Origin of the sequence: Micromonospora sp. NPDC093243 (assembly GCF_044753725.1) — a bacterium.
GTDB lineage: Bacteria > Actinomycetota > Actinomycetes > Mycobacteriales > Micromonosporaceae > Micromonospora.
The window spans coordinates 113,901-127,460 of the sequence record NZ_JBIVNT010000006.1 but is presented as its reverse complement, the minus strand read 5'-3'; the positions used below and the strand labels follow the sequence as shown (position 1 = coordinate 127,460).

General features: G+C 69.8%; 14 protein-coding genes and 1 pseudogene. 6 read left to right on the top strand and 9 right to left on the bottom strand.

Annotated features, from left to right (window positions below):
* The first annotated feature begins 83 nt into the window (after positions 1-83).
* Together ACIP9D_RS21330 and ACIP9D_RS21325 are read left to right on the top strand one after the other, a co-directional pair.
* Positions 84-248, top strand: a complete 165-nt coding sequence (locus ACIP9D_RS21330) for a hypothetical protein (protein ID WP_350873780.1) — start codon at positions 84-86, stop codon at positions 246-248.
* Between the two features lie 27 nt (positions 249-275).
* On the top strand, positions 276-740 hold the full coding sequence (locus tag ACIP9D_RS21325; RefSeq protein WP_350873779.1) for a hypothetical protein: 465 nt from the start codon (positions 276-278) through the stop codon (positions 738-740).
* Positions 741-804: 64 nt separating this feature from the next.
* On the opposite strand, the gene ACIP9D_RS21320 is transcribed toward ACIP9D_RS21325, so the two are convergent.
* The gene (locus ACIP9D_RS21320; RefSeq protein ID WP_350873778.1) at positions 805-1,545 is read right to left on the bottom strand and encodes an NAD(P)H-binding protein; all 741 of its coding nucleotides are present in this window, start codon (positions 1,543-1,545) and stop codon (positions 805-807) included.
* Positions 1,546-1,676: 131 nt separating this feature from the next.
* Here ACIP9D_RS21320 and ACIP9D_RS21315 point away from each other — a divergent pair, with 131 nt between their 5' ends.
* Positions 1,677-2,186 (top strand): Rrf2 family transcriptional regulator, encoded by a 510-nt coding sequence (locus ACIP9D_RS21315; protein ID WP_350873777.1) that lies wholly within the window; start codon positions 1,677-1,679, stop codon positions 2,184-2,186.
* A gap of 489 nt (positions 2,187-2,675) precedes the next feature.
* Here the strand turns inward: ACIP9D_RS21315 and ACIP9D_RS21310 are convergent.
* Positions 2,676-3,047: pseudogene (locus ACIP9D_RS21310) on the bottom strand (ADP-ribosylation/crystallin J1); the annotation flags it as partial.
* Positions 3,048-3,116: 69 nt separating this feature from the next.
* Positions 3,117-3,629, bottom strand: coding sequence for a hypothetical protein (locus ACIP9D_RS21305; protein ID WP_350873776.1), 513 nt, complete (start codon positions 3,627-3,629; stop codon positions 3,117-3,119).
* Positions 3,630-3,739: 110 nt separating this feature from the next.
* Between ACIP9D_RS21305 and ACIP9D_RS21300 the strand changes: the two genes are divergently transcribed.
* Positions 3,740-4,702 (top strand): nitronate monooxygenase, encoded by a 963-nt coding sequence (locus ACIP9D_RS21300; RefSeq protein WP_350873775.1) that lies wholly within the window; start codon positions 3,740-3,742, stop codon positions 4,700-4,702.
* Positions 4,703-4,980: 278 nt separating this feature from the next.
* Positions 4,981-7,458: a M14 family metallopeptidase gene (locus ACIP9D_RS21295; protein WP_350873774.1), complete on the top strand. Its 2,478-nt coding sequence runs from the start codon at positions 4,981-4,983 to the stop codon at positions 7,456-7,458.
* A gap of 133 nt (positions 7,459-7,591) precedes the next feature.
* On the opposite strand, the gene ACIP9D_RS21290 is transcribed toward ACIP9D_RS21295, so the two are convergent.
* Positions 7,592-8,914 (bottom strand): radical SAM protein, encoded by a 1,323-nt coding sequence (locus ACIP9D_RS21290; protein WP_350873773.1) that lies wholly within the window; start codon positions 8,912-8,914, stop codon positions 7,592-7,594.
* A gap of 270 nt (positions 8,915-9,184) precedes the next feature.
* Here ACIP9D_RS21290 and sodN point away from each other — a divergent pair, with 270 nt between their 5' ends.
* Positions 9,185-9,589, top strand: a complete 405-nt coding sequence (gene sodN, locus ACIP9D_RS21285) for a superoxide dismutase, Ni (protein ID WP_350873772.1) — start codon at positions 9,185-9,187, stop codon at positions 9,587-9,589.
* Between the two features lie 36 nt (positions 9,590-9,625).
* Here sodN and ACIP9D_RS21280 read toward each other — a convergent pair whose 3' ends face one another.
* The 5 genes from ACIP9D_RS21280 to ACIP9D_RS21260 all read right to left on the bottom strand — a co-directional run bounded on the left by ACIP9D_RS21280 (position 9,626) and on the right by ACIP9D_RS21260 (position 13,481).
* A complete protein-coding gene (locus ACIP9D_RS21280; protein ID WP_350873771.1) occupies positions 9,626-10,417 on the bottom strand; it encodes an ABC transporter permease in 792 nt (263 codons plus the stop codon).
* Positions 10,414-11,394, bottom strand: coding sequence for an ATP-binding cassette domain-containing protein (locus ACIP9D_RS21275; RefSeq protein WP_350873770.1), 981 nt, complete (start codon positions 11,392-11,394; stop codon positions 10,414-10,416). The genes ACIP9D_RS21280 and ACIP9D_RS21275 overlap by 4 nt, the downstream gene beginning before the upstream one ends.
* Before the next feature lie 143 nt (positions 11,395-11,537).
* Positions 11,538-12,383 (bottom strand): DUF4097 family beta strand repeat-containing protein, encoded by an 846-nt coding sequence (locus ACIP9D_RS21270; RefSeq protein WP_350873769.1) that lies wholly within the window; start codon positions 12,381-12,383, stop codon positions 11,538-11,540.
* 36 nt (positions 12,384-12,419) lie between these two features.
* Positions 12,420-12,950 carry a ribbon-helix-helix protein, CopG family gene (locus ACIP9D_RS21265; RefSeq protein WP_350873768.1) on the bottom strand — a complete coding sequence of 177 codons (531 nt, stop codon included), beginning with the start codon at positions 12,948-12,950 and terminating at the stop codon, positions 12,420-12,422.
* A gap of 93 nt (positions 12,951-13,043) precedes the next feature.
* Positions 13,044-13,481: a nitroreductase/quinone reductase family protein gene (locus ACIP9D_RS21260; protein WP_350873767.1), complete on the bottom strand. Its 438-nt coding sequence runs from the start codon at positions 13,479-13,481 to the stop codon at positions 13,044-13,046.
* Between the last annotated feature and the right edge of the window lie 79 nt (positions 13,482-13,560).

Here is a 13,560-nt window from a genome sequence, read left to right as displayed (position 1 = left end):
CGTACGGGATCGCCGAATCTATTGACAGTCGATAGGTTGCGAGCGAGACTCGATACGTGGCTCAGCCTCTTAAAGGAGACCCGATGAAGTACCTCCTCGGCATCGTCGCTCTCCTCGGCGTCGCGCTCGGCGTCGCCGCCGTCGTGTACGGGGGTGCCGATGACTCACCGGGCCTCCAGCTCCTGGGCGCGGCGCTCGTCGTCGGCGCGATCGTGTTCGGGGTGCGGACCGCCCGACGCGGCAGGTAGCCGTCGCGCGAGGTTGAGGACGCCACCGTGCTGTTTCTCGTACTGCTCGTCGCCTCGTTGGGCGGCGCCGCCACCGCGGCGGTCCTCGCCGTTCGTGGGCTCGTCGCGGTGTTCCGGAGGAACGCGCGCTCCCGGCCGGGTTGGCTGCGAGCGGCGGCGCTCCTCGCCGGTGCGGGCGCCGTCGCCGCGTACACGTGGGGGGTGCTGCACGTCGGCTACGCGGTGATGCAGGCGGAGGACGGCGGCGCCGGCTCCTTCCCGATCGCCCCGTGCCGGGAAGCCGGGCCGAGGCTGGCGAGCCAGGTCGACGGGTACGACGTCAGCTTCCTACCCATCCGATTCGAGTGCCATCTCACCAGTGGCGGCACGTACGTCACATCGTCCGTGCCCGGCCACGTCAACCCGACCGCGGCCGGCCTCGGGCTGATCACCGCCGGCTGCGCGGTCCTCGCCGCCGCGACCGCACGGCGCACCCGAGCACCGGCCGGGTAGCAACCCCGCTCGCTCCTCCCCTGCGCCCCGGCAAGGGAGGAGGCGGTGGAAGGCGGACTCGCGGCTAGCGGGCCGACTTCATCCAGTCCTGGTAGTGCGTGGGCGCCAGGTGCGCGTCCGGGCCGGCGATGAGCACGTCGCCGGGAACGGCCGCGAACATGCCGGCGCTGTCGTCGGTGACGACGGTGCGGTTGTCCTGCTGCGCGGCCAGGGTGAGCCTTCCGAGGTCGTCGAGAGCGTAGACGTCCGGGCCGGCGACGTTACGGATGCCGCCCAGCGGCGCGCCGGTGGCGACGTCGACGACCGCGGCGGCGACGTCGGCGGCGGCCATCGGCTGGACCGGGGTGGCGGGCAGGCGGACCGTGGTCTCGTCCGAGGTCCAGGACATGATCGCGTTGACGAACTCGAAGAACTGGGTGGCACGCACGATCGAGTACGGCGTGGGGCCCTGCCGGAGCAGTTCCTCCTGGAGGGCCTTGGCCCGGTAGTAGTCGAGCAGGGGCACCTGATCCACACCCACGATCGAGAGGATCACCTGGTGCCCGACCCCGGCACGCTCCCCGGCCGCCAGCAGGTTGCCCATGGTGGTCCGGAAGAAGTCCAGGGAGGCCTCGTCGAAGGTCGGCGAGTTCGCCACGTTGACCACGACCTGGGCGCCCTCCAGCGCCTGGTCCAGGCCGTCGCCGGTGAGCAGGTCGACGCCGGTCGACGGTGCCGCCGGGACCGCCTCGTGCCCGGCCGCGGTCAGCCGCTGGACCACCTGCGAGCCGATCAGGCCGGTACCGCCGATGACTGTGAACTTCATGACTCCCACCTTCCTACAACGCGCCCCGGGGCACGCCGACTTCGTCGAGGACGGATGGCTCCGAACTCGGATACTTCTTGTCCGAGACAATAGTCGGATAGTCTGTATCCGAGTCAAGGCGGGGGGGTCGGATGAAGCTGTCAGGCGGGGTCGAGTGGGCACTGCACTGCTGCGTGGTGCTGACCACGGCGACCCAACCCGTGCCGGCTGCCCGGCTCGCCGAACTGCACGACGTCTCGGCCAGCTACCTGGCCAAGCAGCTACAGGCGCTCTCCCGCGCCGGCCTGGTGACCTCGGTGCAGGGCAAGGCGGGCGGATACGTCCTGACCAGGGCGCCCGAGCTGATCACCATCCTTGACGTGGTCGCCGCCGTCGACGGCGCCCAGCCCACGTTCGTGTGCACCGAGATCCGCCAGCGCGGCCCCTTGGGGGCGTCGCAGGAGGCCTGCACCCGGCCCTGCCCGATTGCCCGAGCGATGGCCGGCGCCGACGCCGCCTGGCGGGCCGCCCTGCAAGCGGTCTCCATCGCGGACCTCGCCGCCGGCGTCGACGAGGACTACGGCCCAACCGCGCTCGCCGGCATCCGCGGTTGGCTCAGCGGACCCCGCGACAGCGACACCGCAGCCGCCGAGCGCAGGTAGCCGCGCAAGCGCGCCCAGTCGTATCCAACGGCTGGCGGTCAGCGAGGCACCCGCACCTGACGCGAGGTACGCGCGCCCCATGCTCTCCGAACTCTGCTAGTCCTCGAAGTCGAACGTGAACGTGCCCGCCTCGATTCGGTCGACGAGTTGGCTGACATCGTCGGCCTGCAGGATGGCGCTGTCCCATCCGCTGCTCGTGATGTCGACCAGCAGCACCGGTGCGGGGTCGCTGCGCAGGTCGAGCACGAGCTGCTCACGGGAGCCGTCACCGCCGATGATCGCGATGCCGGGGTGCGCGTCGGTGGCTTCGTCCCATGCGTCATGCAGCTCCAGCATCTCGCGTGGCGAATTGAGCCAGACGTAGGCTCCGCTGGTCATCCACCCTCGCCGGAACCACGACTCACCCTGGAGATAGGTTCGCCACGCGGCAGGCAGAGCTCGGCCCAGGGCCTTGTCGGCGTCGGTGAACTCCTGGTCGTTCACCGGGCCGCGATACTCGGCTTCCTCGATGATCGCGCCGACGATGTGGGCGTTGAGGTCGGCAAGCTCCTCGGCGGGGATCCAGTACTCCAGCACGTCGCGGCCACCGGCCTGATGAACCTCGTAACGGTCCAGGTATGAACGCTGGACGTCAAACCGGGTTACGTAGCCGACGCCCTCGGCGGGGACGTTCCACTCGCGGGCGATCTTCGTGGCGTACCAGCGGTTCAGTACGGGGTAGAAGATCGGCTGGTCCGGCAGGCGTGGTGGCCAAGCCCGCCACCCTGACGCCGCCACGAGGTCGAGTTCGGCCTGCCCGGTGGGCCGCCACAGGGTGATCGTGTCGGAGTTGTCGATGGTCTGCTCCCCGCCAATCGTCATGGTCCTGCAGTCGTGGCGAGCCACGCGTCCAACATTCTGGTCGCATCGGAACCGAACGCTCCGCGCGGGTTAATCGGCCCGGTCGACGGTGAGTTCGCTGTGGGCCGGCTTCAAGCGCCAAGCAGCCTGAAGTTGTGGATGTCGGTCCATGCCGGTTCGCATCTCAGCCAGTGCGGCGTGTCGATGACGGCCGATTGGAGCGAAGTTGAAGCCGGTGTCCCGCTCGGGCAGGGTGCCGATGCCCGCGAGATCAGGTCCGTCGTCAAAGCGCATCTCAAGACTGACCTGCCAGTACTCGCGATCCACGTGGCGGCCGTCTCGGTCATCAACGCCGACGATGGCCGGCTGCCGGGTGAACGTCAGCGACGGGCGGTGGCCGTGCCAGGAGTAGCGGCCCCACTGAACGATGAAGCCGTCAGCATCAGAGTCCGGGTCCGGATCAACACCGTCGATCTCCACCTGCACAAACTCGCAGAAAGCTTGCCAGGCTGCCTCAACGTCGGCGACACCGGCGGCATCGAGACCATGACTGCCGAGGCACTGGGCGAACACCTCGGCGCTGGATCGCCAGTGAATGGGCATGGCGATCATTGTCGAGGAGACCCGTCCACGCCGGCATCCTGGGCGGGCCTACTACTGGTAGTGCCCGGTCCGGGCTGCCCGGACCATCGGCACCGGGGCGATGATGCGGTATGGCGTTGTCGACGGAGTTCACGAAGTTGTTCGGCGTGCGGCATCCGATCGCGCTGGCGCCGATGGGCGGGTCGGCCGGCGGCGCGCTGGCCGCGGCCGTCTCGCGGGGCGGCGGGCTCGGGATGTTGGGCGCCGCGGACGGGGACCGGCAGTGGCTTGATCGCGAACTCCCGATCGTCGCGTCGGGCACCGACCAACCGTGGGGCGTCGGTTTCCTGACCTGGGCGATCGACGTCGGCGCGGTCGAGCGTGCGCTGGAGTACGGACCCAGGGCGGTCATGTTCTCCTTCGGCGACCCGAGCCCGTTCGTGGCACCTGTCCGTCAGGCAGGGGCGGTCCTGATTGTTCAGGTCACCGACCTGGAGGAGGCCAGGCAGGCCGTCGACCTGGGCGCCGACGTCATCGTGGCGCAGGGCACCGAAGCCGGTGGCCACGGGGCCCGGCGCGGGCGGTCCACCTTGCCGTTCGTACCCGTCGTGGTGGATCTCGCGGCGCCGACGCCGGTGCTGGCGGCCGGTGGCATCGCCGACGGCCGCGGCGTGGCCGCCGCCCTGGCGCTGGGCGCGAGCGGAGCGTTGATCGGCACCCGCTTCCAGGCCACCGTCGAGGCCCTGGTCGACCCCGCGATCAGCAAGGCGATCGTCGAAGGACGGGGGCAGGACACCGAGCGCAGCAGCGTGCTGGACATCGTCCGCGGCTCCCGGTGGCAGTCGAAGTACACCGCCCGCACCCTCGGCCACCCCTACCTCGACCGGTGGCGCGGCCGCGAGGCCGAGCTGGCCGGCGACCCGCAGGCGAGCCGGGACTACCAGGACGACCTGGCGCGAGGCGTCATACCGCCGCTGCCGGTCTGGGCCGGGGAGGCCGTCGACCTCATCACCGACCTGCCCTCCGCGGCCGACCTCGTCACCACTCTGGCCGCACAGGCGGAGGAGGCCCTGTCAAGGGCTGGAAGGCGCTGACGGGGGCGGCCTCGACGCCCCGGATGCCCAGCGACGCGGCATGGCGGGCTGCCTCAAGGAATGCTCAAATCCCGCTCGCCCGTCCCATCAATGTCATGAATGCACATACGCTCACCGCACCCAGCCCGCTCACGGCTCCCCCGATCCTTTCCGCGGCGACCAATGTGGTGCCCAGGCTCAGGTGGGCGGGCTCAGCACGGCAGTCCTGAGTGGACCGGTCCCATCCCCGGGCGGACCGGCCACACGTCAACCACACGCCGCAAGCAGAAGGAGGGGGAATGCGACGCAGACAACTGCGCATCGCGCTTCTCGCAGTGTCCGCCCTGGCGGGCAGCGTCCTCGTGGCGACCGCGCCCGCGGGCGCGGAGCCCGCGGGGTCGACAGCCACGGCGGGCTCGGGGCGATCCGCCCTTGAGGACCAGGAGCAGGTACGGCTCGTTCGCATCCATCTGGCCGGCGCGGACCTGCTGGACAAGGTGGCCGCCGCCGGGTTCGACCTGGAGCACGGCCTCAAGCGCGTGCCGACCGGCATCGAAGGTGAGGCGGTGGTGACCGCCGCCCAGCTCACCGAACTCGAGGCGATGGGCGTCGACATCCTCGGCGACGACGAGGGCTTCGCCTGGAACGAGCAGGCCGACGGCGGATTCCAGTCCCGGCGCACGCAGACGGTCCAGCCGCTCAGCCACGAGAAGACGGTACGGGTCGTCCGCGCCGACTGGTTCACCACGAAGGGCCAGGGCTTCCTCTACGTGGAGGCACGGACCACCGAAGGGCAGCAGGCGGACCCGGTCGTCGAGATGCAGCTCGAGAACGACTCGGGCCGCGGCACCTCGTTCGGCTTCGCCCGGACGATGAGCCGGTTCGTCGACTCCGGGCAGTACATGTTCCACCGGAACCTGTTCAAGCTCGACGCGCGACCGAACCAGATCCGGGTCACGAGTTCGACCGGCGGCGTCGCCACCGGCGACGTCTCCAACTGGCTCGAGGACGGCGCGCCGCCGCTGACGGCCAACCCGGGCTACAAGTGGGACTTCGTCGACGGCTACCGGCATCCGCAGCAGCTCTACAGCCGCGCCGAGGAGATCGCCCGCCAGTACCCGGACATCGCCGAGATCGTCTACCTGCCGAACCAGACGAACGGCTACCAGCGCAACGCGCAGGCCACCATCGGCGGCACCGGGCAGGCCGCGGTCGTGGTCAGCTCGGCGGCGTGGGGCCACGAGGGTGGCAACGACATCACCGTCGAGTTCGTGGAGCGGCCGGGCGCGGACCTTCCGCTCTCGGTCGAGGTGGCGGGCAAGGCGATCCGGGTCCTGCTCGCGAAGGACGCCTCCGGTGGGCTCGCCAGCACGGCCGCCCAGGTGGCGGCGGCGCTGGAGAGTCAGTCCCAGGGCCTGATCGGCCGGGCGCACCCGTACCGCACCAACGCGGGCACCGGCGTCGTCGTACCGACGTCCGGCCCGGTGGCGCTGACCGACTTCCTCGACCAGAAGCGCGCCGGCGCGCCGGAGGGCGAGGTGCCGCGCGGCCCGGCCACGATTCCTGTCCTGCGGATCGGCAAGCACCGCGACGGCAAGAAGCCCGGCGTCCTGATCCAGGCGCAGGACCACGCCCGCGAGTGGGTGCCGGCGACGACCAGCCTGGAGTCGGCCGAACGGCTGGTGCACAACTACAAGTCCGACCGGGAGACGAAGAAGATCGTCGACAACACCGACGTCTTCTTCATCCTCTCCAACAACCCCGACGGGGCGAACTACAGCTTCTACAACTTCGCCTCGCAGCGCCGGAACATGACCAACCACTGCCCGGACGAGAACGCCGATCCGGCCCGGCGCAACTCCTGGGGCGTCGACCTGAACCGGAACTACCGGGTCGGGTCGGGCCACGACGGCTACGCGGGCGCGTCGACCAGCTGCGTCAGCGACACCTACCAGGGACCGGCGGAGCTGTCGGAGCCTGAGTCGAAGAACATCATCTGGCTGGTCGAAAAGTACTCGAACATCAAGTTCATGATGTCTGTGCACTCCAACGGCGGCCAGCTCTTCTGGCAGCCCGGCGCCTACATCGCGGACGGGCGGATCACCACCCCGCGCCCGCCGTTGGGTGACGAGGCGTTCTACTGGCAGTCGGCCGCCCGGATCCTGTCGCAGGTCAAGGCGCACCGGCAGACCGTTGTCACGCCGGAGAACGTGGGCGGCTCGTCGGACGTCCTCTACTCGTCGGCGGGCAACGTACGCGAGGACCTGTACCACACGTACGGGATCTACGCCTTCGGCTGGGAGGTCGGCGGCTCGGTCTACAACCCGGCCACCGGCAACTGGCAGGGCGGCTCGTTCCAGCCGGCGTGGGTCGGGGATCCGAACCTCGTCAGCGGCCACGCCGAGACGATGGAGTACGCCAACGGGATCATGGAGATGTTCCGGGTCGCGGCGGACTGGGGCAGGGACAAGAAGGACCCGAAGTCCTCGCTCGTCCCCGGTGGCGGGAGATACTCCGCGCCCGTCGACGTGCGCTTCGAGACGAGCGAGCCGGCCACCATCTACTACACGACGGACGGCAGCCGACCCACGCTCGAGTCGCCCCGCTACGCGGCGACCGAGTTCCGTGAGCCGGGTCAGGTGTTCCACGTGACCGAGACCACGACGTTCCACTGGTTCTCGGTCGACAGCGCCGGCAACATCGAGCAGAACTACGACCCGACGAAGAACGACAAGCGCAACAACTACCGCAAGGCGACGATCACCATCAAGCGGTAGTCGCGCGCCACGCCGCTGGTCATTGCCTCGTCAGTCGGGTCCGCCCGCACTGACGAGGCAATGATCGCGTATGCCCGGCGGGGACGGCGTCGGACGCCGGCGCCGACCTCGCCCTCTTACGTGGGGGTAGCGCTCAGCTCTCTCGAACCGTCGGCTCGGCGGGCAGGCTGTCCATGAAAGAGCTGACCGAGAAGACCGCCCGGCCGGGGCCGGCGGGGCCGTACCCGGGCGGGCTGGACAGGCCGTTGGCCTCCATGGTCGCGCGGTAGATCTCCAGCAGCCGGATGTGGTATTCCAGCGGAGCGCCCTGCGGGTTGGTCCGGCCCAGCGGGGTGGTCGGCTCCGGGCACCAGGTGGTGAACCGTGGGGTGATCCCGCGGGACATGAAGTACTGCAGGCCCTCGGCGGTCGATTCGATCGCCTCGTCCACGGTGGCGAAGCCGTGCGGGGCCGCCATCTCCACGCCGGCGACGAAGTTCGGGATGACGTTGCGCGGCCCGAAGATCTCGGCGGAGTCGAGGATGCGCCGGTGCCACTCCTCCCGGCCCACGTAGCGCTCCTTGCCCGGGCAGTAGAGCTCGAAGAGCCGCTTGTCCCACACCTCGTAGTTGGGGTGGTAGATCCGGATCCCGTAGTCGTGGAAGCGCTGCACGTCGGCGCGCGGCAGGGCCTGGGCGACCACCTTGCCGATCCACCGGCCCGGGAACCGCTCCTCGATCGCCTGGGCGTAGCGGCCGTAGAAGTCCGCCTCGGCCAGCCCGTCGACCTTCGACGTGATGCTGCCACCGGTCAGCGTGTACGCCTGCGAGGTGCGGTCCTGGTCGTACCGGTCGATGATCGCCAGCGCTTCGAGGACCTCGTCGACCGGCTTGACCCCGGTGTACGGGCGGCCGGCCTGCTTGTGCTGACGCCAGTTGTGGTTGATGTCGCAGTACTGGCACTCCTCCTTGACGCCGAAGTACTGGCAGACCCGGAAGGCGGTCAGGTAGATGAGGTAACCCCACTGGATCGTCGGGGCGACCTCCATCACCGACTTGCCGTTGGCGAGCGTGTGCCGGTAGTAGTCCGGCATCGGAGGTAGGCCGACCTCGGCGATCGCCCGGCCGTCCAGGAACAGCATCAGCCGCCCGTCGCCGTCGGGCTTGACCCGGTAGGGCGAGTCGGGGTTGGTGCGGACCGACACGACCGTCCGGCGCAGCTCGTACGGGCCGCCGGTGAGCACGATCTCCTCCGGGGGCCGGCGCAGCGCGGCGGCGCCCAGCTCGGGCAGTGTCCGGTGGTCGAACGAGAAGATGAAGTACGACTTGGGCTTGACGTCGCCGTGCTCGTTGTCGGTCAACGCCGAGTCGTCGAAGGCCAAGCCACCGCGCAGCAGGTCCTCCTTGATCACCGCCTCACGCGGGACGTGAGGAAAGCGTCCCATCAGGTCTTCGATGAGATCCGTACGAGACTGCATGCGCACTCCCTGTCACCTGTTCGCAAGAGCGCCGGGCGGGTTGAATTCCCAAGCTCGCGCGGGAGCGAAACGCCTCCCGGAACCGCCTCTCGCCGACCCGCCCGGGCCCGGACTCAAGAGGCGAAACGTAACACTTCCCCGCTCGGACGATTGCCGGTCTGAGATCCAGTTCACGACAGTTGACTTGAAGTTGGATTCAGGTTCTAGCGTGACGTTCTCCACCGGTCAGCGCCGACCTCACCCGCACCCTCAGTCGAAGGAAAGAAGCCGATGCGACTTACCCGTCTTCTCACGCCCCGCGTCGTGGCGAGCGCCCACTGCGACCTGCCGTGCGGTGTTTACGACCCGGCTCAGGCGAGGATCGAGGCCGAGTCGATCAAGGCGATCTGCGAGAAGTACCAGGCCAGCGACGACCCGGAGTTCCGCACCCGCTCTCTGCTCATCAAGGAGCAGCGTGCGGAGTTGGTCAAGCACCATCTCTGGGTGCTGTGGACCGACTACTTCAAGGCGCCGCATTTCGAGAAGTACCCCCAGTTGCACGACCTCTTCAACCAGGCCACCAAGCTGGCCGGTGCCGGCGGCGCGAAGGGCTCCGCCGACCCGGATGTCGCGGCCGAGCTTCTTGGGAAGATCAACGAGATCTCGGAGATCTTCTGGGAGACCAAGCAGGCCTGATCGAACTGCGCGGCACGAGGCGGCGGCGCCGGTGGACTACCGCGCCGCCCGGCGGTTGAACGATCGCTTCGCCCAGAGGTAGGACAGCAGCGCCGCCACCACGCACCACGCCAGCGCGACGACGGCGCTGCTGCCGATCCCCGAGCCGAGCAGCAGGCCGCGCAGCGTCTCGATGACCGGCGTGAACGGCTGGAAGTCGGCGAACCACCGTAGACCGGCCGGCATGGTGTCGGTGGGCACGAAGCCGCTGCCCAGGAACGGCAGGAGAGTCAGGAACATGGGCAGGTTGCTGGCCGTCTCGACGCTGTCGCTGACCAGGCCGAGCGCGACCGACAGCCAGATCAGCGCGAAGGCGATCGCGGCGAACATACCCACGGCGGCGAGCCACTCGATCGCGGTGGCGTTGGGGCGGAAGCCGATGGCCAGTGAGACGCCGAGCACGACGGCGAAGCCCAACATGGTCTGGACCAGGCTGCCGAGGACATGTCCGGTCAGCACGGAGGCGCGGGAGATGGCCATCGTGCGGAAGCGGTCGATGATGCCCTCGGTCATGTCCATCGCGACGGAGATCGCGGTCCCCTGCGCGGCACTGGTCGCGGTGAACAGCAGGATGCCCGGCACGAGGTAGTTCAGGTAGGCGCCGCGGTCGCCGCTGCCGCCCGCGAGTCCAGCGCCCAGCGTCCCGCCGAAGACGTAGACGAACAACAGCAGGAGGACGACGGGGAGGCCGATCAGCATTCCGGTCAGCGAGGGATAGCGCTGGATGTGGCGCAACTGTCGGCGGAGCATGGTTGCCGAGTCGGTCAGGGTGTAGGCGAGGCTGGTCATCGGTGTCCCTCCGGAATGGCGTCCTGCGCGGCGGCGGACGCGGGCGTGCCGGTGAAGGCGAAGAAGACGTCGTCCAGGTCGGGGGTGTGGATGGAGAGCCGGTCGACCTCGACCTGTGCGTCGTCGAGTCGGTCCAGTACCTCCCGCAGCGAGCGCACGTCGCCGTCACTGGGGATCTGCAGGGTGAGGGCGTCGTCGTCGCGCTGCGCGACGGCGAGCGTGCGGGCGGCACTGTGCAGCGCCGTGGGGTCGGGAAAGCGCAGCAGGATGTGCCCGCCGGGAATGCGGCGCTTGAGCTCGTCGGGGGTGCCCTCGACGACGATGCGACCGTGGTCGAGGACGGCGATCCGGTCGGCGAGTTCGTCGGCCTCGTCGAGGTACTGAGTGGTCAGGAACACCGTGACCCCCTCGGCGACGAGTCCGCGGATGATCTGCCACATCGCGTGGCGGCTGCGGGGGTCGAGGCCGGTGGTGGGTTCGTCCAGGAAGATCAGACGTGGGTCGCCGACCAGGGTCATCGCCAGGTCGAGGCGGCGTCGCATGCCCCCGGAGTAGACCGCGGGCGTCTTACGCGCCATCTCGCCGAGGTCGAAGTGTTCGATCAGCCGGGCGACACGGCGTCTGCCCTCGGTGCGGCCGAGATGGTGCAGGTCGGCCATCAGCTTGAGGTTCTCCTCGCCGGTCAGCAGGTTGTCGACGGCGGAGAACTGCCCGGTGACGCCGATCGCCGCTCGTACCGCGTCGGGCTGGCCGGTCAGGTCGTGGCCGGCGACGCGGACGGATCCGCCGTCGGCGGGCACCAGGGTGGACAGGATCCGCACCACGGTGGTCTTGCCCGCGCCGTTCGGCCCGAGCAGCGAGAAGACCGTCCCCTCGGAGACCATGAGGTCGATGCCATCGAGGACGACCTTGTCCCCGAACGTCTTGCGTAGGCCGGACACCGAGATGGCCGGGCGGGTCGCGATCGTTGTCGCCATTGCTCCTCCAAGATCAAAGGCGTTGCACGGGTACGGAGGGCGCGCGCCATCGCCGGTCGAGCCGATGAAGCCGACCGGGGGTACGAGGCCACGCGTTCTCCCCGGTCGCGGCGGATCAACCGCGACCGGACCGACGGGAAGGGTCAGGAACGGTGGATGAGGATGTCACCGAAGGCGGTACGGGCCCGCACCTCGGCCTGCTCGTCGGTGTCGGCCGGACCTGCGGCGGCGTCCAGCTCGCTGCGGACCTTGCCGAACTGGGTGTGCAGGTCGAGTCGGGCCGCGGTGCCGCGCCGGACACCGACCTCGATCCGCCCGGCGGCGGTGCGCAACGTCGCCGATCCACGAACGAGCTCACCGACGCGGATGTCGCCGTTGGCGGTGTTGGCCGTGATCGAGGCGGCAGCGTGCTCGGCGGCGACGTGACCATTTGCGGAGCGAGCCCGAAGTTCGCCGGCGGCATCACCTATCCACGTGTCGCCGTTGCCGTTCTTCAGCATGGCGCGGCCGCCGACGGCGCGGACGCTGAGCTTGCCGGACCCGGTGGTGATGTCGGCGTCGCCGGCGACGTTCTCGGCGATGGCGGCACCGAGACCGGTGTGCAGGGTGAGCGCGTCGGTGTCCTCGACCTGGAGATCGCCGGCACCGGTCTTGAGTCGGCAGTCGGCGAGCGCCCCGGCGCAGCGGACTCCACCGACGCCCAGCTTTGCCTCCACGCCGGAACCGGTCGGCAGGTCGATGGTCACCTCGACAGTGCCGGGCTTACCGAAGATCCCGAAGTTGGGTTGTTTGGGGCCGCGGATCACCAGGCGGCCGGACGCGTACTCCACCCGGGTCTGCTCGGCTGCGCGGACGTCCCGGTCGTCGGACTCGTCGGCCGGCCGCACCTGCACGACGGTGTCGGCGCGCGGACCGGCGGTAATCCGCACGTCGCCGCTGACGAATTCGATCGAGGCCGAGATCGGTCCGGGGGTGTCGAAGGATGGCATCATGCTTCCTTTCAAGATTTGGTCGGGCGGGTGTCGCTAGCGCACCCATCCCGTGAAGCGCTGGCCGTGGCTCGGGGCGACGAACGGCTCGGGCCGCTGGTGCTGGCCGTCGGCGTCGACGGCTCGGGCCGCGGCCCGGATCAGCCAGGTGTTGATCGATACGCCGGCCCGAGCGGCCGCCTGCTCGACGCGGGCTTTGAGGTGCTCCGGTAGGCGCAGGCTGATCCGTACGGTCGCCTCGTCCTCGCCGTCCGCGGGAGCCGGCGGCAGTGGCTCCGGCGCGGGCGGCACCGGCGCCTCGGTCTCGTCGGCCCACCGATCGGCCGGCGGTGGCACCACGACGAAGCTCGGCTCCCGGTTGCGCAGCCGAAGGTCGACAGATCCGGGTGCGAGATCCCGGGTGATCTCCGTGGCCGCCTCGGAGAGCGCGTCCAGCAGGGCGAGCCGGATCGCGGACTCCAGCGGCGCGGTCAGCCGCTCTGCCAGCTCCCGAGCGTCGTCGCCGCCGGTGGCCGCGGCCACCGCCAGCTCGTGCCGGACGGCGTCGACGTAAGCGCGAAGTTCCATGACGCCATCATGGCATCACGGTGATGCCACCTGCAAGAGTGATGGCATCACGGCGCTCGGCGGGAGGTCGCCGAACGACAGCGGTGGAGGAGATCAGCGCGAATCCAGATCGATGCGGATCGTCAGCGGGCTCGTGGTTGCGGCCTGGGAGGTGCACAGGCAAAGCCGGCGCGCGAGCCCGCTCCGGGCAAGAATCCGCTGACGCTCGCGCGGGTCGTCGTCGTCGAGAACATGCGCCGCGCCGCTCCGCCAGCTCGCCCGTGGCCCGCCGCCCACCTTGACCCGGACCCGAGGGTCGGCTTCCAGGTTGCGCACCCAGTCGGCCCGGCGCCCCCGCTGGGAGATCAGCCAGAAGGTGTCCCCGCTCAGCCCGTCGCACACCGGGGTGTACCGCGGCCGTCCCGTGCGGCGTCCGGTCGTCTCCAGCAGGGCGTCGCCGGGGATCGGGAGTCTCAGGCTCCAGGCGAGCCTGACGATCGGGTTGACCAGGCGCTGCTGGAGCCCGCTTCGGATCGCGGTCGGCCAGGACATCTCAGGCCCCGCCGGTCCGCGCCGACGGGCGACTGAGCTGCCCACACCGGTTGCCGAGTTGCGTCATGCCCGTCCCGTC

Excerpts from the sequence above, each read along its gene's own strand:
- ACIP9D_RS21330 (WP_350873780.1), top strand. The coding sequence starts at position 84 with ATGAAGTACCTCCTCGGCATCGTCGCTCTCCTCGGCGTCGCGCTCGGC.
- ACIP9D_RS21320 (WP_350873778.1), bottom strand. The coding sequence starts at position 1,545 with ATGAAGTTCACAGTCATCGGCGGTACCGGCCTGATCGGCTCGCAGGTG.
- ACIP9D_RS21315 (WP_350873777.1), top strand. The coding sequence starts at position 1,677 with ATGAAGCTGTCAGGCGGGGTCGAGTGGGCACTGCACTGCTGCGTGGTG.
- ACIP9D_RS21305 (WP_350873776.1), bottom strand. The coding sequence starts at position 3,629 with ATGCCCATTCACTGGCGATCCAGCGCCGAGGTGTTCGCCCAGTGCCTC.
- ACIP9D_RS21300 (WP_350873775.1), top strand. The coding sequence starts at position 3,740 with ATGGCGTTGTCGACGGAGTTCACGAAGTTGTTCGGCGTGCGGCATCCG.
- ACIP9D_RS21295 (WP_350873774.1), top strand. The coding sequence starts at position 4,981 with ATGCGACGCAGACAACTGCGCATCGCGCTTCTCGCAGTGTCCGCCCTG.
- ACIP9D_RS21290 (WP_350873773.1), bottom strand. The coding sequence starts at position 8,914 with ATGCAGTCTCGTACGGATCTCATCGAAGACCTGATGGGACGCTTTCCT.
- sodN (WP_350873772.1), top strand. The coding sequence starts at position 9,185 with ATGCGACTTACCCGTCTTCTCACGCCCCGCGTCGTGGCGAGCGCCCAC.
- ACIP9D_RS21280 (WP_350873771.1), bottom strand. The coding sequence starts at position 10,417 with ATGACCAGCCTCGCCTACACCCTGACCGACTCGGCAACCATGCTCCGC.
- ACIP9D_RS21275 (WP_350873770.1), bottom strand. The coding sequence starts at position 11,394 with ATGGCGACAACGATCGCGACCCGCCCGGCCATCTCGGTGTCCGGCCTA.
- ACIP9D_RS21270 (WP_350873769.1), bottom strand. The coding sequence starts at position 12,383 with ATGCCATCCTTCGACACCCCCGGACCGATCTCGGCCTCGATCGAATTC.
- ACIP9D_RS21265 (WP_350873768.1), bottom strand. The coding sequence starts at position 12,950 with ATGGAACTTCGCGCTTACGTCGACGCCGTCCGGCACGAGCTGGCGGTG.
- ACIP9D_RS21260 (WP_350873767.1), bottom strand. The coding sequence starts at position 13,481 with ATGTCCTGGCCGACCGCGATCCGAAGCGGGCTCCAGCAGCGCCTGGTC.